The 17,704-nt window shown below is 39.0% G+C and carries 16 protein-coding genes; 10 read left to right on the top strand and 6 right to left on the bottom strand.

Going from position 1 to position 17,704, the window contains the following annotated elements; genetic code table 11:
- Positions 1–61 precede the first annotated feature (61 nt).
- Positions 62–1,306 carry an MFS transporter gene (locus tag KIM67_RS02255; RefSeq protein WP_213829748.1) on the top strand — a complete coding sequence of 415 codons (1,245 nt, stop codon included), beginning with the start codon at positions 62–64 and terminating at the stop codon, positions 1,304–1,306.
- 302 nt (positions 1,307–1,608) lie between these two features.
- Here KIM67_RS02255 and KIM67_RS02250 read toward each other — a convergent pair whose 3' ends face one another.
- Positions 1,609–3,261: a sulfatase gene (locus KIM67_RS02250; RefSeq protein WP_213829747.1), complete on the bottom strand. Its 1,653-nt coding sequence runs from the start codon at positions 3,259–3,261 to the stop codon at positions 1,609–1,611.
- A 124-nt stretch (positions 3,262–3,385) separates the two neighbouring features.
- Between KIM67_RS02250 and KIM67_RS02245 the strand changes: the two genes are divergently transcribed.
- From KIM67_RS02245 to KIM67_RS02215, 7 genes are all read left to right on the top strand, one after another.
- On the top strand, positions 3,386–4,855 hold the full coding sequence (locus KIM67_RS02245) for a lipopolysaccharide biosynthesis protein (protein ID WP_213829746.1): 1,470 nt from the start codon (positions 3,386–3,388) through the stop codon (positions 4,853–4,855).
- A complete protein-coding gene (dut, locus tag KIM67_RS02240) occupies positions 4,845–5,279 on the top strand; it encodes a dUTP diphosphatase (RefSeq protein WP_213829745.1) in 435 nt (144 codons plus the stop codon). Before KIM67_RS02245 ends, dut begins: the two co-directional genes overlap by 11 nt.
- Before the next feature lie 91 nt (positions 5,280–5,370).
- Entirely contained in the window at positions 5,371–6,387 is a 1,017-nt protein-coding gene (locus tag KIM67_RS02235; RefSeq protein ID WP_213829744.1) for a sugar phosphate nucleotidyltransferase, read from the top strand.
- A 39-nt stretch (positions 6,388–6,426) separates the two neighbouring features.
- Positions 6,427–7,365 carry a lipopolysaccharide assembly protein LapB gene (locus KIM67_RS02230; RefSeq protein ID WP_213829743.1) on the top strand — a complete coding sequence of 313 codons (939 nt, stop codon included), beginning with the start codon at positions 6,427–6,429 and terminating at the stop codon, positions 7,363–7,365.
- Positions 7,365–8,150: a DUF4292 domain-containing protein gene (locus KIM67_RS02225; protein ID WP_213829742.1), complete on the top strand. Its 786-nt coding sequence runs from the start codon at positions 7,365–7,367 to the stop codon at positions 8,148–8,150. Before KIM67_RS02230 ends, KIM67_RS02225 begins: the two co-directional genes overlap by 1 nt.
- 1 nt (position 8,151) lies before the next feature.
- A complete protein-coding gene (locus tag KIM67_RS02220) occupies positions 8,152–9,375 on the top strand; it encodes a murein hydrolase activator EnvC (protein WP_213829741.1) in 1,224 nt (407 codons plus the stop codon).
- 3 nt (positions 9,376–9,378) lie between these two features.
- The gene (locus KIM67_RS02215; RefSeq protein ID WP_213829740.1) at positions 9,379–10,215 is read left to right on the top strand and encodes an aldo/keto reductase; all 837 of its coding nucleotides are present in this window, start codon (positions 9,379–9,381) and stop codon (positions 10,213–10,215) included.
- 6 nt (positions 10,216–10,221) lie between these two features.
- On the opposite strand, the gene KIM67_RS02210 is transcribed toward KIM67_RS02215, so the two are convergent.
- Together KIM67_RS02210 and KIM67_RS02205 are read right to left on the bottom strand one after the other, a co-directional pair.
- Complete coding sequence (locus tag KIM67_RS02210) at positions 10,222–10,734, bottom strand: acyl-CoA thioesterase (RefSeq protein ID WP_213829739.1); 513 nt, start codon at positions 10,732–10,734, stop codon at positions 10,222–10,224.
- A 57-nt stretch (positions 10,735–10,791) separates the two neighbouring features.
- Positions 10,792–11,736 carry an SPOR domain-containing protein gene (locus KIM67_RS02205; RefSeq protein ID WP_213829738.1) on the bottom strand — a complete coding sequence of 315 codons (945 nt, stop codon included), beginning with the start codon at positions 11,734–11,736 and terminating at the stop codon, positions 10,792–10,794.
- Between the two features lie 104 nt (positions 11,737–11,840).
- Here KIM67_RS02205 and dprA point away from each other — a divergent pair, with 104 nt between their 5' ends.
- Positions 11,841–12,944, top strand: coding sequence for a DNA-processing protein DprA (gene dprA / locus KIM67_RS02200; RefSeq protein WP_213829737.1), 1,104 nt, complete (start codon positions 11,841–11,843; stop codon positions 12,942–12,944).
- Here dprA and trpS read toward each other — a convergent pair.
- Entirely contained in the window at positions 12,941–13,909 is a 969-nt protein-coding gene (trpS, locus tag KIM67_RS02195) for a tryptophan--tRNA ligase (RefSeq protein WP_213829736.1), read from the bottom strand. The two genes, dprA and trpS, sit on opposite strands and share 4 nt — an antisense overlap.
- Before the next feature lie 73 nt (positions 13,910–13,982).
- Here trpS and KIM67_RS02190 point away from each other — a divergent pair, with 73 nt between their 5' ends.
- Positions 13,983–14,717 (top strand): 1-acyl-sn-glycerol-3-phosphate acyltransferase, encoded by a 735-nt coding sequence (locus KIM67_RS02190; RefSeq protein WP_213829735.1) that lies wholly within the window; start codon positions 13,983–13,985, stop codon positions 14,715–14,717.
- 75 nt (positions 14,718–14,792) lie between these two features.
- On the opposite strand, the gene KIM67_RS02185 is transcribed toward KIM67_RS02190, so the two are convergent.
- Both KIM67_RS02185 and KIM67_RS02180 read right to left on the bottom strand, forming a co-directional pair.
- Positions 14,793–15,959: a histidine kinase gene (locus KIM67_RS02185; RefSeq protein WP_213829734.1), complete on the bottom strand. Its 1,167-nt coding sequence runs from the start codon at positions 15,957–15,959 to the stop codon at positions 14,793–14,795.
- Between the two features lie 169 nt (positions 15,960–16,128).
- Positions 16,129–17,694, bottom strand: a complete 1,566-nt coding sequence (locus KIM67_RS02180; protein WP_213829733.1) for an outer membrane beta-barrel protein — start codon at positions 17,692–17,694, stop codon at positions 16,129–16,131.
- Positions 17,695–17,704: the final 10 nt, after the last annotated feature.

Genomic DNA, 17,704 nt, shown 5'->3' with positions numbered 1-17,704 from the left:
ATGAAAATATAATGGCCCTGCACTAATTGCGGGGCTTTTTTTATCCGACTTTTGCTGAATCATGAAATCTAAAAAAACCGCACTCCTCTTTATTTTCATTACCATTTTAGTAGATGTTATCGGCATAGGTATCATACTGCCGATTATCCCTGAATTCATAATGCAATTGACCGGTGAAGGTACCCATATGGCCGTTATTTATGGTATGTGGTTAACCACCGCCTTTGCTGGTATGCAATTTTTGTTTTCGCCCGTATTAGGTGAAATTTCGGATCAGTATGGCCGCAAGCCTATTCTGTTATTGTCCTTGCTGGGGTTGAGCATCGATTATTTGATCCATGCATGGGCGCCTACAATCATATGGTTGTTTGTAGGACGGTTTTTGGCCGGAATCACGGGAGCAAGTTTTACGGTCGCTTCTGCTTATATAGCCGACATAAGCACCAAGGAAGAAAAAGCAAAGAATTTTGGTTTGATCGGTGCGGCATTCGGTTTGGGTTTTATTATTGGCCCTGGTATTGGTGGTTTTTTTGGTGATATTGATATTAGACTTCCATTTTACATTGCTGCGGGACTCACTTTTGCCAATTTTCTCTTTGGATGGCTATTTGTTCCAGAATCTTTGGTAAAAGAAAACAGAAGGTCGATAAATGTGATGAAGATGATACCCGGTGTTTCCTTGGTTGCTCTAAAAAACTATAAAGGCGTCTTACTGCTGATATTTGCTTTTTTTCTGGCCAACTTAGCTGGGCAAGCCTTACCGTCAGTCTGGTCGTATTATTGTATTGAACGTTTTGATTGGAATCCAAAACAAATAGGGCTGTCTTTGGTGGTCGTAGGTCTTCTAGTTGCTTTTGTACAAGGGTTTTTAGTGGGTGCAGTGGTCAAAAAGTTTGGAAAGCGCAACGTCGTTACCTTTGGGTTTTTGTTGTGTACTTTTGGTATGTTCCTCTTCTCGCAAGCTGATGAACCCTGGATGCTCTATGCGTTTTTGATACCCTATGCCCTTGGTGGAGTGGCGGGGCCAACCGTACAGGGGATTATCTCCAACCAAGTTTCAGAAAAAGAACAGGGGATTTTACAAGGCTCCATAACAAGCCTAGTGAGTATTACCGCTATTTTAGGACAATTGGTGTTCTCTCCGGTATTTTACTACTTTATCCGTCCTGAAGGGACTATTTATTTTCCCGGCGCATCCTACGCACTGGCAGCAGTATTTTTAGCAATAGCTTTTGTTTTTGCAACAATCGCCATGAAACGTATGAAAATTGATGAAATTGAGGTCGAGAGCGTGATAGAAAACTAGTTTTTGTTTTATTGATGTCTGATGTCTGATGTCTGATGTCCGATGTCCGATGTCCGATGTCTGATGTCCGATGTCTGATGTCCGATGTCTGAAATTGAAAGTTGAAAGTTGAAAGTTGAAAGTTGAAAGTTGAAAGTTGAAAGTTGAAAGTTGAAAGTTGAAAGTTGAAAGTTGAAAAAAGGTGCTGAAAATAAGATTTTTAACTCAGAACTCAGGACTTTCTTCCACCAAAACCTTTACCTTTCACCCTTGACCAGTCCACAAAAAACTTCAACTTCGTATTTCGTACCTCGTATTTAGAATCATTTCTTCAAAGGGGAATCAATACTGTTGGCGTGGTGAATGTCTATATACTTTTGGTTCAGCTCGTCCGAATCTTTATACAGTATGCGTAATTCTTCCAATTTTTTCTTGAGTTCCACAACCACATCCGCATATTCAGGATTATCGTAGACATTGTTCATTTCTTGAGGATCTTTCTTACGGTCATACAGCTCCCATTCATCCACATCGTAATAAAAATGAGCTAGTTTGTAATCTATGGTCACGATACCGTAATGGCGTTTTACTTGGTGCACAGCTGGATATTCGTAGTAATGGTAATAAACCGCATCTCTTGTCCATGCACCTATGTTCGATGTTAAAAGCGGCATCAAGCTTTCACCCTGCATATCGGTTGGTGCTTCAATCTGGGCAGCTTCTAAAAAGGTTTGTGCAAAGTCCAGGTTTTGGACCATTTCTTCGCTGGTGATTCCGGGTTTAATCCGATTTGGCCATTTAATGAGCAATGGCGTTTTAAATGATTCGTCATAGATAAAACGTTTATCAAACCATCCATGTTCTCCCAAATAAAAACCTTGGTCGGAAGTATACACGACCATAGTGTTATCCGCTAATTGGTTTTCGTCCAAATATTCGAGCAACCGTCCCACATTGTCATCTACAGAAGAGACACAGGCCAAATAATCCTGCATGTACCGCTGGTATTTCCATTTCATTTTTTCTTCATCGGTCATCGTAGGCCAATTCTCCTCAAAATCTTTATTGATTTCATCCAAAATAGGCTCGTAAAGTACTTTTTGCTCCTCATTTACGCGATCAGTGTAGGGCATCTGAAATCCACCCTCGTATTCCCGCACTTTGGGGCTCAAATTTTTCATCCGTTGGGTCACCTCGGGTCGAATCTTACTGTCGTGGTTGTACATCATGTCGTGCAGTAGGTTCATTTCTGCGGTTTTGGCCGCTGTGCCCCTATTTTGATAATCATCGAACAACGATTCTGGTTCTGGAAATTTCTTGCCCAAAAACTCTTTGAACTTATCCGGTCTGGGCCACCAAGGTCTATGCGGGGCCTTGTGCAGATACATCAGCATAAAAGGCTTTAGGGTGTCTCTTTTTTTGTCCAACCAATTTAATGTGAGGTCGGTGATAACATCGGTTACATATCCTTCAACTCGGGTTGTGTCACCCGTTTTGGTTATAAAATCGGGGTTGATATACGAACCTTGATCAGGCAAGATCATAAATTCGTCCACGCCCTTGGGATTGTTCCCAAAATGAAGTTTTCCGAACATAGCCGTTTGGTAACCCGCCTCTTGGAAAATTTGTGGAAACGTAACCTGTGTGGTATCGAAAGGCATTTGATTGTCTACTTTTCCGTTGATGTGCGTGTGCTTTCCGGTTAAAATTGTGGCTCGAGAAGGAGCGCAAATAGAATTGGTGACACTGGCGTTGGTAAAAACAATACCTTCTTTACCAATACGGTCTATATTGGGAGTTTCAATCAAACGATCGCTGTAGGCACTTATGGCTTGATAGGCATGATCATCGGACATGATAAAAATGATGTTCGGTTTTTCATGGACCACTTTATCGGCTTCCTTTTTCTTTTCAGCACAAGAAAATAGGGAAAGAGCGGAAAGGAGAAGTAGAATTGGTTTTGTTTGAATTTTCATGGGCTGTATAGTTTACACCTAAAAATATAAATTATTTGGGTGCAATAAGATGCTGAGCATAAGTTTTGGGGTTTTACGTAACTTGCAATCACCTTACCATAGGTTTTTAAAGATTGAATCCCCATTGAACCCGTTAAAAAAGCTTTTTAAACAGACTTTTATCTATGGCCTTGCAACCGTTTTGCCAAGGGTCATTTCTTTTTTTCTGCTTCCGCTATACACTTCGGTCTTTGAGAATGCTTCGGGCTATGGACAGTATGTAAACATTTATGCTTGGATCGCTATTTTTAATGTGTTCTTGGCCTATGGTATGGAAACCGCCTTTTTTCGGTTTTATCATAAACAAGAGAACAAGAGTACCGTTGTTTCCACGTCATTGATATCCTTATTGGTATCGTCCCTATTGTTTTTGATCGTGGCTATGGTAGTAAAAGAAAGTCTTTCCGGTCTTACCAACATTAATCCAGATTACATAAGATTTACCGCTTACATTTTGGTATTGGATGCCTTGGTCATTGTTCCTTTTGCACTTTTAAGGGCACAAGAAAAACCAATGAATTATGCGGTACTTAAAAGCGTCAATGTCATTATAAACTTAACATTCAATGTTTTTTTCCTACTCATTTTGCCAAAAACCGCCCAAGAAAATGCGGCTAGTTTTTTGAGCAGTATCTATAGAACAGACTGGGAGATTCAATATATTTTTATCTCCAATATTATAGCTAGTGGCGTAACGCTATTGATATTATTGCCTACCTACTTTAAGGTTTCCTATACATTCGACGCTGCCCTATGGAAACGAATGTTGAAATACGCTGGTCCGGTAATGGTAGCCGGTATTGCCTTTACCATCAACGAAGTCGTGGATAAGATTTTGTTGACTGCCATATTGCCTGAAGGGATAGCGGAAGCAGAAGTTGGTAAGTATGGAGCCTGTTACAAATTGGCACTTTTTATGACGCTTTTTGGGACTGCCTTTAGAATGGGGGTGGAGCCTTTTTTCTTTAGTCATGCCAAAACCGAGAAACCCCAGAAAACCTATGCGGAGATCACCAGTTATTTTGTGATTTTAGGGAGTTTGATTTTATTGGGCGTTGTTGTTTTTATAGATGTTCTGGGAAAACTCTTAATTAGAAATGCTACCTACTGGGAAGCCTTGAACGTAGTACCTATTATTTTATTGGGAAGCTTTTGTCTGGGAATTTATCACAATTTGTCCGTTTGGTACAAGGTCACAGACCAGACCAAGTTTGGAGCCTACATATCTTCTGTGGGCGCATTGATTACATTGGTCATCAACATTATTTTTATCCCAAAGATTGGTTATATGGCTTCTGCATTGGCAACATTGGCAGCTTACGCCAGCATGATGCTTCTTTCGTATTACTTTGGAAGAAAGTACTATCCAGTTCCCTACAACATGAGGAAAATAGTGTTTTATCTTTCGGTTTCAATTTCTTTCTCAGCATTGTCCTTTTATGTGTTTAACCGAAATTTAATAGCGGGAGGCCTACTACTTTTGTTATTTTTGGGGATGCTTTACAAATTGGAAGGCGATAAATTAAAAACGATATTTCTACAACGTGAAAGTTAACATCATCAATACATCTGCACATCAATTGCCACATTATGAAACGGTTGCATCTGCAGGTATGGATTTAAGGGCAAGTTTGAACGAATCAGTTACGTTAAAATCACTTGAAAGAGCAATTATACCAACAGGAATTTTTATAGAACTCCCTGTTGGTTACGAAGCACAAGTGAGACCCCGAAGCGGGCTGGCAGCAAAAAAAGGAATTACGGTATTGAATGCGCCAGGCACTGTAGATGCGGATTACCGTGGTGAGGTTGGGGTGATTCTAGTGAATCTTTCGCACGAAGATTTTACGATTGAGGACGGGGAACGCATTGCCCAAATGGTCATTACCAAACATGAACGGGCGGAATGGATAGAAGTAGAATCACTTTCCGATACGGAACGTGGTTCTGGAGGATTTGGAAGCACAGGGAAAAAATAGAATACTTTCGATACAGTAAAGGCATTGCTATTACAATAAAGCAAAAAGATAAAAGTTTAATTAAAAGACACCAGCTTTAACAGGCAACTATATGAAAATCATTGTACCCATGGCCGGTCGCGGCTCAAGATTACGCCCACACACATTAACTGTACCTAAACCTTTGATTCCGGTTGCGGGCAAACCTATTGTCCACAGATTGGTAACCGACATTGCCAAAGTCTTGGGCGAACAGATTGAAGAAGTAGCCTTTATCCTTGGGGACCCCGCTTTTTTTGGCGATGATGTAGTCGATAGTTTAATGCAATTGGCAAAAGACCTTGGCGCCAAAGGTTCCATCTATAGACAAGATGAACCCTTGGGTACGGGCCATGCCATTATGAGTGCCAAAGAATCGCTTAGCGGACCTGCTGTAATTGCCTATGCCGATACCCTAATCCGTGCCGATTTTGATTTGGACAAATCCGCAGACAGTGTTATATGGGTAAAGCAAGTGGACAGACCAGAAGCATTTGGCGTGGTAAAACTCAGTGAACAAAACGAAATCGTAGAGTTGGTCGAAAAACCTCAAGAGTTTGTTTCGGACTTAGCGGTCATCGGCATTTACTATTTTAAGGATGTGGCGGTACTCAAAAATGAATTACAGTACGTTTTGGACAACGACATTATTAATGGAGGAGAGTATCAGATAAACGACGGCATTAAACGAATGATGGAGAATGGAATGAAATTTGTTCCAGGAAAAGTAGACGAATGGATGGACTGCGGAAACAAAAACGTAACCGTGGAAACCAATCAACGTATGCTCGGTTTTTTAGATAAAGATGGCGAAGCGCTAATCTCCAAATCGGTCCAAAAAGAAAATGCAAATATTATTGAGCCTTGTTTTATCGGTAAAAATGTGGTGCTAAAAAATGCCACGGTCGGACCTTATGTTTCAATTGGGGACAACACTACAATTGAAAACTCAACCGTTAAAAATAGTTTAATCCAAACCAATACCAATATCAAAAATGCTAACTTGGATAATGCCATGATTGGCAACGAAGTGGTTTTTGATGGTAATTTTGAAACGGTAAGCATAGGGGACTATTCTGTTATGGAATAGAGGCAGAAAAGAGGGCTTATTTTCTTTGAGTTAAATAGTATGAATAAAAGATTCTTTTTTTGGGTATATTGTGCTTTATCAATTTTGATATTGCAGAAAACCTATGCCCAAGGAGAAGAGAAAATCAATGTTGAGCAGAGTTCCGAAGTATTTCTTGAAGAATATACCGATGAGTTTCAAGAAGCTTTTTTTGAAGCATTAAAACAAAAAGGTATACAAAACTATGATAGGGCCATCGACTTGTTTTTGGAATGCAAACGCTTAGAGCCAACAAATAGTGTAATCGATTATGAGTTAGCAAAGGCCTATTTTTCCAATAAACAATACATTCAGGCGCAGCAATATTCGATTGAAGCTTTGGTTGCCCAACCAACGGATTATTGGTATTTGGAGCTTCTTTTAAATATTTTGGAGAAACAGGGAAGCAGTTTGGATATTGTACAATCAACTATTCCGTATACAAACAAAAAACTACAGGAAAACCTTGCTATTCTTTATTTTAAGAGAAAGAAATACAACGCAGCTTTGAAGGTGTTGGAAAGCTTTGAAAATTCCCAGTTTGCAACAGATTTAGCGCGTAGAATAAACGATTCTATACAAAAGAATACCATAACACGGACAACGACATTTTCTTATGAGGTAAAACCACCTGTGGAAGATGACCCTGTTGCCCAATACAAATCAACTATTGAAGCGTTATTGGGAAAAAGAGCTTATAAACAGATGGAAGATGTGTCTCAAGAGGCATTGGACTCCTATCCGTTACAACCCTATTTTTATTATGCTTACGGAACTGCGCTAAATGGTGTTTCCAAGTCTTCAAAAGCTACGGAAGTTTTAGAGAGTGCTTTGGATTATTTGTTTGATGATACCGCTTTGGCCAATAAAATTTACAAAGAACTATCCAAAGCTTATATGGCAATTGGTAATACATCAAAGGCCAACGAATATGCCAATAAAATTAAACCTGGACTCTGATGGAATTAACTTTAGATAGGATAAAAGCACAATCGGCAGCATTACTTTTTTTAGTACTGATTTTTGGTGCCTGTAAATCCAAAAAAGCGGTTACTGGGGGCAATATTGATGAAGGAATCTCAACAAAACGGATTATAGCCGAACATTACACAAATCAACCTGATTTTAAAACATTGAGCGGGCGGGTAAAAATCGATTATTCCAATGGTGATGAAAGCCAAGGTGTAACGGTGAGCTTGCGAATGGAGAAGGATAAAGTTATCTGGATAAGCGCTCCCTTGGGCATGGTGAAAGCACATATTACCCCGGAACGTGTATCGTTTTACAACAAGTTGCAAAACGAATACTTTGATGGTGGTTTTAGTTATCTGAGCGGACTTTTAGGAACGGACCTTGATTTTGATAAAGTTCAAAATTTACTGTTGGGCAATGCGATTTTGGATTTAAGGAAGGAAAGGTATACTTCTACGGTCAACCCAAAAAACTATCAGTTAAAACCTAAAAAAGCCAACGAACTTTTTAAAATACTATTTCAGCTAGAACCAAAGAATTTTAAAATAGCAACACAGGAAATTTCCCAGCCAGAAAAAGAAAGACAGCTTTCCGCAAATTATACCTATCAAGATATTTCAGGAAAAGTCTTACCGGACGAAATTCGAATTGTGGCTAGGGAAGATGATGAAAATACGAACATAGATTTAAGTTTTAAGAACTTGGAATTGGACAGAACGTTGAATTTTCCGTACAAGATTCCAAAAGGCTTCGATAAAATAGTATTAAAGTAACATGCTGGATAAGATTTCATATCGTGCTCAATTACTGTTGATTATATTTTTTACTTCGACAGTTAGTGTTGCGCAGACCAGTGAACAAAAAGCCCTAGAGGCCAAACGGGAAAGACTACAAAAAGAGATTCAAGAAATAAACAGACTGCTCTTTGCCGAGAAGAAAGAAAAGGGTACGGTATTGGACCAAATGGAGGCTTTAGATAAAAAAATAAATGTAAGACAAGAACTTATAAGGGTCACCAATCAACAATCCAACTTGCTCAATAGGCAAATTAATGTAAATATTAGAAGCATAAGTAAGTTAAGAGAAGATCTTAAAATTCTAAAAACGGACTACGCAGAACTCATTCAAAAATCCTACCAAAATAAGTCGCAGAACAATCGCTTGATGTTTTTATTGTCGTCGGAAAATTTTTATCAGGCATTTAAAAGGCTTCAGTATATGGAACAGTATGCAAAACACAGAAAAAAGCAAGGAGAGGATATTATTAAAAAAACAGAGGACTTAGCCGTTTTAAATAGAGACTTGGTCGAACAGCGAAAGACAAAGGAAAAACTCTTGGTTGAAAATAAAAGGGTAAAGAATGAACTTTCTGCAGAGATAGCGTCCCAAAAGACTTTATTGAGAAGCATACAACAAAACGAAACAAAGTATACTTCCGCAATAGCCAAGAAACAAAAGGAGGCCCGTAAAATAGATAGAGAGATAGAAAGGCTCATAAAAAGTGCTATTGTCAAGACCAATAAGAAAGCAGGTAAATCCAGTAGTACCAAGTTTGTACTTACCCCAGAAGCCAAATTGGTGGCGACCAACTTTTCATCCAATAAGGGCAAACTGATTTGGCCCGTCGAAAAGGGGGTTAAAAGTCAGGGATATGGAGTTTATAGTGACAAACTGTATCCTGGAATAAAACATAGAAATAATGGTGTCACTATTGCAACGGATAAAGGAAGCAAGGCCCGAGCAATCTTTGAAGGTGAGGTAATAGCCATTTTGTCCGTTCCAGGTGGTAGTAGAGGGGTACAGATAAAGCATGGAAATTATATAAGTACATACTACAACCTATCCAATGTGTATGTTAAAAAAGGCGATAAAGTTGCGGTGAAAGAAGCCTTAGGCGATATTTATACCAATCGGTTTGACGGCACAACGAAGTTAAAATTTTATTTGTATCAGGATTCTAATCGACTTAATCCGGAAGATTGGATCTATCAATTATAGCATATGGGAACAATAACAGATTTACAGGGCACATTTAAGCTTCACAACGGAGTACAGATGCCCTATTTTGGCTTGGGGGTATATTTGTCCAAGGATGGTAACGAGGTCATTTCGGCAGTTCGAGACGCACTAAATCATGGATACAGGCACATTGATACAGCAGCTATTTATAAAAATGAACAAGGTGTAGGTACAGGATTACGGGAGAGTGAGGTAGATAGAGAGGACGTATTTGTTGTAAGTAAGGTTTGGAACGATGATCAGGGGTATGATTCAACACTAAAAGCATTTGACGCAAGTTTGGAACGACTGGGGATGGATTATTTGGACCTTTATTTGATTCACTGGCCAAAAGGGGAATTATCCAAGGATACATGGAGAGCAATGGAACGTCTTTACCATGAAAAACGGATTCGCGCTATTGGGGTTAGTAATTTCTTGAAGCATCATTTGGAAGATGTGATGACCGGTGCAGAAATCGTGCCCATGGTCAACCAAATGGAGTTTCACCCGTATTTGGTACAACAAGATTTAATGGGTTTCTGTACTCAAAACAAAATTCAATATGAGGCTTGGTCGCCCATGATGCAAGGGAAAATTTTTGATATGGATGAGTTCAGAAAATTGGGTGAAAAGTACAACAAGACGGCAGCACAGGTGGTGTTACGATGGGATTTACAGAAAGGTGTTGTCACGATTCCGAAATCATCCAAAAAAGAGCGAATTATCGCAAATGCTGATATCTTTGATTTTGAACTTTCACCTGAAGATGTTCAATTGTTGGATAATCTGGATAAAGGACATCGATTTGGTCCTGACCCCGATAATTTTGATTTTTAGAAATGATTACCCCATAAACAATGCCTTCAGTTCTGTAGCATCTGTAGGTTTCATTTTCCCAGCCAAAACTAGGCTCAGCTGTTTTCTTCTTAGAGCAGCTGCAAAACGTTCTTTTTCCAAGTCGGTTTCGGGCTCTAATGGAGGTACTTCTGTGGGAATTCCAGTCTCATCAACGGCGACAAAGGTATAAATGGCCTCATTGGCCTTCGTACGTTCTCCTGTAAAACGATCTTCCATCCAAACATCAATAAATATTTCCATAGACGTTCTAAAGGCTCTGGAAACCGATGCCTCAACTGTAACTACGCTGCCCAGTGGTACAGAACGGTTAAATGCCACATGGTTAACAGATGCGGTAACGGTGATTCTTCGGCTATGGCGTCTTGCAGAAATACTGGCCGCCCTATCCATACGAGCTAACAGTTCGCCTCCAAAAAGATTATTTAAAGGGTTGGTTTCGCTGGGCAAAACCATGTCTGTCATTACTGTTCTTGATTCTTTGGGAGTCTTTGCACGCATGTATTTAAATTTTGCGCAAAGATATTGAAGTGTGCGATGCTTTTAAAGAAACAAATCCTATTTCTCCGATAACAACCAAGCATCAGCAGAAACAGTTCGCTTAATTTTTCTTAGATAATTGAGGGCTTCATCTGGGTTTTCAAAACTATCGTAGGCTACTTGGTGCAGACCATATTTATTTGTTCCTAGATAAAATGCGCTGTATCCTTTTTGTTTGAGCAGTTCCACCTTTTTTTCAGCATTTTTTTCAACCCTAAAAGCACCTGCAATAATATGATGCTTACCCAACTGTTTTTTATTGACCTTAATATTCAAAGCAGGAAGTTCTAATGGAGCGCTATCGAAAAAAGTTGCTTCCTGTATAAGTCGTGAAACTTGTTTTTGGGCATCTTGCTGAACGGCAACCTTTTTTTGTTGAACATCACCGTATGTACGATATGAAGTGACGCCCAGAGAAACGGCCAACAAAAAAATTGCAGCATATTTTAACCATGGTCGAAAAGAAGATTGTTCTCGCGTCTCTGGTGTTATGATAAAAGGAATCTTTTCTTCCAGTTCTTCAACTTCTTCTTTTAGAACCTCGCGTTGTATAGGTGTTGCTGTAAAAGCCGACAGTCCAAATGAAGAAGTGAGGTAGTTGATTTTGTCTTCTGGTTGAAACTGTACTTTTTGTTCTTTGTTCAACCAAAGCTCTCCTATGCCAAAAAGCTCAATGCGTTCTGTGCGCTCCAACTTTTTGTGCCATGCTTCAGATTCAAACATGACCTCTTGCAGGGCTGCCTCATACCCAAGATTTTTTGCCTTGGCAATATGGGATACTAAAAGACCATCATTTTTTGACAACTGTGCATTAAAGGAAACCACTTTAGTAGGTGGAATCAACGTATTGGTCGTAATGTCTAGCCCGGCAGATTTTCCATGTGCCAAAAATGCCCCAAAATTTGGAACAACAACACAATTGTAATCGTATAAAAGTTCTTTTATGTAGGTTTCGATACGCATTGGCACAAATATTATAAAAAAAGAAAGAGCACAAAACAGCCCACATCACTTTTTATTAACATTTGAAATTCGGTATTTTGTGAACAACTTAACCTATCCTTTAAATGACTGATCATGAAATAATTGCCATACTCCGTCTACAGGCAGTCCCAAACGTCGGCAATGTAACAGCAAAAAAATTGATTGCCCATTGTGGCAGCCCAACTGCGATTTTTGAAGATAAAATGCAGTATCTGTTAAAAATTGAAGGTATTGGACAAGCGACCATCAAAGGATTGTTCGATACGGCTCATCTTGAAGATGCAGAAGCAGAGTACAATTATATTAAACGAGAACATATTGCTATGTGTTACTTTATGGATAAGGATTATCCTGACTACTTAAAACACTGTTTAGATGGCCCTATTGTTCTGTTCAAGAGCGGGAATATCGATTTAGAGAATCGAAAAATTATTAGTGTGGTCGGTACCCGAAACATTACCAGCTACGGCACTGCATTTTGTGAGGAATTTATTGAAGAAATAGCACCTCTAAACCCTGTTATTATAAGTGGATTTGCATATGGTGTGGATATAACGGTTCAAAAGGCGGCAATGGAAAAAGGATTGCAGACCATAGGATGTTTGGCACATGGGTTGAATCAAATCTATCCGAAAAAGCATAAAAAACATGTCTCTGAAATTGAGAAAAACGGAGGTTTTCTTACCGAGTTCTGGAGTACCAGTAATCCAGACCGGGAGAATTTTTTGAAACGTAACAGAATTATAGCAGGAATGAGCGAGGCTACTATTGTTGTAGAATCTGCAGAAAAGGGAGGTAGTTTGGTCACAGCGGATTTGGCAAATGGCTATAATCGAGAGGTTTTTGCAGTGCCTGGAAGGTATACGGATAAGTTTAGCAAAGGCTGTAATGATTTGATCAAGAGACAGAAGGCTCATCTTTTGACTTCCGCTGCCGAACTGGTTTATCTTTTGGGTTGGGAGTTGGAGAAACAAATAAAACCAACATTACAAAAGCAGTTGTTTGTTGAATTGGACGAAACTGAAGATGTTGTTTATAACTATTTACAAGACAAGGGCAAGCAATTGCTTGATACGGTCGCTTTGGAATGTAAGCTACCAGTACATAAAGCATCCTCCACACTTTTTAATATGGAGATGAAAGGTGTTGTAAGGGCGTTACCGGGGAAATTGTTTGAGGTGGTTTAATACCCCAACTTTTCTCTTACCCGATTCAAAACCCCATCTGCAATTTTTTTGGCTTTTTCGGCTCCTATTGACAAAGCTTCATCGACTTCGTTGAGGTGGTTCATGTAGTACTCAAACTTTTCACGAGGTTCTTCAAACTTGCTCAGGATTACTTCATATAAAGCTTGCTTTGCATGTCCATAGCCATAATTCCCTGCCAAATAATTTGCACTCATTTCCTCTACTTGTTCTGGGGTAGCTAAAATTTTATAAAGGGCAAAGACATTATCATGGGTCGGGTCTTTTGGGTCTTCCATAGGAGTGCTGTCCGTAACAATGCCCATAAGTTGTTTGCGCAATTTTTTATCTGGCTGGAACAAGTTGATAATATTCCCCTTGCTCTTGCTCATTTTTTCGCCGTCAGTACCCGGAATGTACATGGTCTCTTCCTGTACTTTAGCTTTGGGCAGGACAAAAGTTTCTCCAAGTTGATGGTGAAATCTAGAAGCTACATCCCTTGTCATTTCCAAATGCTGTAATTGGTCTTTTCCAACAGGAACAATATCGGCATCGTACAACAAAATATCTGCTGCCATTAGCATTGGATATGTGAACAACCCAGAATTTACATCTTCAAGCCTATCCGCTTTATCCTTAAAGGAATGTGCCAACGTAAGTCGCTGGTACGGATAAAAACAGCCTAAATACCAAGAGAGTTCGGTCACTTGTGGGACATCACTTTGACGATAAAAAACTGTTTTTTCAATATCAAGACCAAAAGCGAGCCAAGTTGCAGCGGTAGCATAGGTGTTATTTCGTAGGTCTTCCCCGTTTTTTATTTGGGTAAGGGAATGCATATCCGCGATAAAAAGGAAAGACTCATTATTAGGGTCTTGTGCCATTTGGATAGCTGGGATAATGGCTCCCAATATATTTCCCAAATGAGGAGTCCCCGTACTTTGAATGCCAGTAAGAATTCTTGCCATGCTACTAAGTTGTAAAAAAAGCAAAGGTAAAAGAATTCGAAAAATACAAGTGCAAATTCCTATTTTTGAAACCATGCTACTATTACTTCGGGATTTAGGGTACGTTTTGTACCGAATTTGGTTTTATATACTTGTAGCGCTTCCTATTCTTATTTTCTTTCCATTTTTATTGGCTACAACGCTATCTGAAAAGAGCTATCCGCAATTTTTTTGGCTGGCACGTAATATTTGGGCCAGGACCATTCTCTATGGAATGGGATGTATTCCAAAGATTAAAAGAGACCAAAAATTGATAAAGGGCAAAAGCTACATGTTGGTAGCCAACCATACCAGCATGTTGGACATTATGTTGATGTTGGTGGTCAGTAAAAATCCGTTCGTATTTGTAGGTAAAAAAGAACTGGTTAAGATTCCGCTTTTTGGATTTTTTTACAAACGGGTCTGTATTTTGGTGGATAGGGAAAGCATTAAAAGTAGGACCGGTGTGTACAGGCGTGCCCAAAGACGACTAGATCAGGGGTTGAGTATTTGTATTTTTCCAGAAGGGGGAGTGCCCGCGGAGCATATCGTTCTGGACGAATTCAAGGATGGTGCTTTTAAGATGGCGATTGCCCATAAAATACCAGTTGTTCCCATTACATTTTATGATAATAAGAAGCGATTTTCTTTTACATTTTTAAGTGGTGGCCCGGGAAGAGTGCGTGCCAAAGTGCATCAATTTTTTGAGACAGGGATTCTGGCCGAGGAGGATAAATCAACATTGAGGGAAGAAGTAAGGTGCGTAATTTTAAATGCACTGGAAGTATAAATGGATAACTCGTCTGCTAACAGCTTTGCCATAAGATTTAGCAATTCACACATCATTTTTGGTGACGTAAGTAGGCTAGGACAAATCGGGTAGCTTTAGTGTTATTTCACCAAAATGCTTATTTCGTTCCGTATTTAAGGTAACCTTTTTTTCTATAGTGTAGTTTTTGACCGAATTCAAAAGCTTGATATGATCTTCCCATTGCACAACACGTTTACGGTATTCCGGTTCGTAAGCAATTACATCTTCAACCTCATAGTATTCATAATCAACTTTTAACAATACCGTTTTATCCAAGATTTCAAAATTTATGTTCAATTTTTCGTTTTTGTGCTGACTGAATATGGCATATTCGATTATGTTTTCGAATAGTGTTTGGATGACTGAAGCAGGAATTACTGTATCAACTCTCTCTGATTTATTCTTGATGGAAATCGTGTATTCAAACTTATTGTTGTAGCGTAACTTTTGTAATTTTAAATACAGATTGAGCATTTTTATCTCTTCCTTTAAGCTTGCGGTATCACTATCGAGTCCCTTTAAATAAAATCGAATGAGCTTACTGAAAACCGACATGTATTCCAACGCCGATTTTTTCTGCTCTGAGGTGATAAAATATTGAATGGCGTTGAGCGCATTAAAGACAAAATGAGGGTTTAGTTGTGAATTTAAAACCTTGAGCTTAAGCCCGACCACTTCTTCTTTCACCTTTAAAAGATTTTCCTGTTTTTCTAAAAGTGATTTAGTGTCCCTTACATTTTTGATTTTTATAGCGCATATGGAAGCAACTGCCGATAGCATTCTTAAATGCTGATGATTGAAGAAACCTTTTTCGGGATGCTCACAGTCTAAAACACCATAAATTTGGCTCTCGTAAGCAATTGGGACACATATTTCTGAAAGTCTTGCTTCGTCATCTACAATATAGCGATCATCTTTTGAAGTATCGCTTATGATTTCTGCTACCCCGTTGAGCGCTACCATACCTGTTATACCATTGCCAACTGCTATTTTAACAGGATTGTAAAGTGTTTTTTCTTTAGGACTTTTTGGACCATATGCCGCTTTTTGAATTAAAAACTTGTTTTCCTGATCCTTTAAGTAGATTACACAATCCACAAAACCCAATTTCGATATACAGTTTTTTGCCAAGTCCCACAGAATATCTTCCTCATTTTCCTTTCCCATCATGGATTTTGAAAAATAAATCAAGATATCTTCAAACCGATTGTCTTTTAACATGGAGCATAAAGTATTGGCTTAAATTAAAGGATTTTTTATATAATGACGATAAATGTTAAAAAAGACCTTCAAATACCTTAACCTTAAACAAAAAAACACCCTGCTATCAAACAGGGCGCTTAATTGATTGCCTAAAGGGGCAACCTTCCTAACCAACTTCTTAGTACACTTAAAACCTAAAACTTACGCCACTATATACACCAACAGAAAAAGGGTTGAATGTACCAGCGGTTTCCGAGAATGTATTTAATTGATATTTGAATACGGGCTCTATATTCAGCTGGACTTTAGGTGAGAATTCATAATTAAGACCTATCCCTATATTGGTGCTAAAGTTCAAAGAATTCGCATTATTGGCCTCTCCTACTTCGGTAACCAGATTTTCAGCCTCCAAAACGATGGAATTATCGCCCTCTATAAGAAACAGCGAACTGATTCCACCAATAAGGTTAAGTCCAAACTTTTTATCGACCAAGGCATAACTTAGTTCTAGTGGAACCTCTATATAACCTAATTGTTGCACTAGGTTACCATCCACTCCCGGAGTTTCATTTGCAGAGATTTCTAAAAAAGGGACATCTCCAAAAGTATCGGCATCAGAAACATCTGGGATGGTAGTTTTACTTTGCAAGACCAGATTTCTGGAAGTCTGGTTATACGATATATTGTCGATTAGATCGTTCGTGGAGCCATCCAAAGAAGAAGATGCAGAAATACCGTTGGTGTCATACCCAAAATTAACTTTGTGGACGCCAGAACGCACTTTTAATCGTTTTCCAACATCGTAGGCTACAGTTACGCCATAGCTCAGATTAACACTCCCAGATTTTGAATTTGAAGCAAAGTTCGAATGTATGGGAGAGCCCTCTCCCGTAGAACCAAAATACACAGGGGCGACAGAAGGGCCTACGGACCATCTACCATTATTGCTATTTTCTACAACTGTCTCTTCTTCCTGTTGTGCAATAGCATCAAAAATAGATTGTTTTTTATTTTCTGCAATGCCTTCATTTTCCTTCTCGTTTTGAAGTATCCCCTCTTTTTTCAAGACTTCTTTAGTTGTATTAAGCGGGGAGACGGTGTTCTTATCCTGATCTTTAACAACAGCTATCGCATCCGTTTGATTTTTAGTTGGAAAACCTAAAACATCCGCTGCATTATTTTCGTTTACAGGTTTCTTCTTTTCAATACTATCATCTGAAGCAACACCTTGTGCATCCTGTTTGGTTTTTTCAACATCTATCCCATGCGATAAGTTGTTTTTTGGATTGTTTTTGTTTTCAGGGAGGCCTTCATCTTCAAATACATCTGTTGCAGCATACTCCTGAGCGTTTTTTATGCTTTGGTTTTTGTTTAGAGAACCGTCCGTGTCTTCGTAATTTTCTGTTGAGGTATCTTTTGGGTTGTTTGTGGCATCCTCATTTGAAGAGTTGGTCAATTCCTGTACATTGGAATGCTTTGAAACACTATCATTTTGATGTACTTCTTCTTTGTTTTCAATATCGGTAATTAGTATTTGGGAATCGTTTCCTGTATTATCGAATGGATTTATCACATAAAACAGTATCGCCAACAATGCGGCAACACCGCCCATTCGCCACCAAAATGGTACTATCCTTTTTTTGTCCTTTTTGTCCAAAGAAGCTTCAATGGATTCCCAAACCCTTTCGTCTGGAACTTCATGAAACCCTGTAAATGTCTCTTTGAACAGTTGCTCTAAATTCTTTTTCCCCATTATGAGATCA

Source organism: Flagellimonas sp. 389, assembly GCF_018449435.1.
Lineage (GTDB): Bacteria > Bacteroidota > Bacteroidia > Flavobacteriales > Flavobacteriaceae > Flagellimonas.
Note: the sequence above shows the minus strand (reverse complement) of the source record. Positions and strands in the feature narration are given on the sequence as shown.

Coding starts and splice junctions, on each gene's coding strand:
- KIM67_RS02255 (WP_213829748.1), top strand. CDS start 62: ATGAAATCTAAAAAAACCGCACTCCTCTTTATTTTCATTACCATTTTA.
- KIM67_RS02250 (WP_213829747.1), bottom strand. CDS start 3,261: ATGAAAATTCAAACAAAACCAATTCTACTTCTCCTTTCCGCTCTTTCC.
- KIM67_RS02235 (WP_213829744.1), top strand. CDS start 5,371: ATGAAAATCATTGTACCCATGGCCGGTCGCGGCTCAAGATTACGCCCA.
- KIM67_RS02230 (WP_213829743.1), top strand. CDS start 6,427: ATGAATAAAAGATTCTTTTTTTGGGTATATTGTGCTTTATCAATTTTG.
- KIM67_RS02225 (WP_213829742.1), top strand. CDS start 7,365: ATGGAATTAACTTTAGATAGGATAAAAGCACAATCGGCAGCATTACTT.
- KIM67_RS02220 (WP_213829741.1), top strand. CDS start 8,152: ATGCTGGATAAGATTTCATATCGTGCTCAATTACTGTTGATTATATTT.
- KIM67_RS02215 (WP_213829740.1), top strand. CDS start 9,379: ATGGGAACAATAACAGATTTACAGGGCACATTTAAGCTTCACAACGGA.
- KIM67_RS02210 (WP_213829739.1), bottom strand. CDS start 10,734: ATGCGTGCAAAGACTCCCAAAGAATCAAGAACAGTAATGACAGACATG.
- KIM67_RS02205 (WP_213829738.1), bottom strand. CDS start 11,736: ATGCGTATCGAAACCTACATAAAAGAACTTTTATACGATTACAATTGT.
- dprA (WP_213829737.1), top strand. CDS start 11,841: ATGACTGATCATGAAATAATTGCCATACTCCGTCTACAGGCAGTCCCA.
- trpS (WP_213829736.1), bottom strand. CDS start 13,909: ATGGCAAGAATTCTTACTGGCATTCAAAGTACGGGGACTCCTCATTTG.
- KIM67_RS02190 (WP_213829735.1), top strand. CDS start 13,983: ATGCTACTATTACTTCGGGATTTAGGGTACGTTTTGTACCGAATTTGG.
- KIM67_RS02185 (WP_213829734.1), bottom strand. CDS start 15,959: ATGTTAAAAGACAATCGGTTTGAAGATATCTTGATTTATTTTTCAAAA.
- KIM67_RS02180 (WP_213829733.1), bottom strand. CDS start 17,694: ATGGGGAAAAAGAATTTAGAGCAACTGTTCAAAGAGACATTTACAGGG.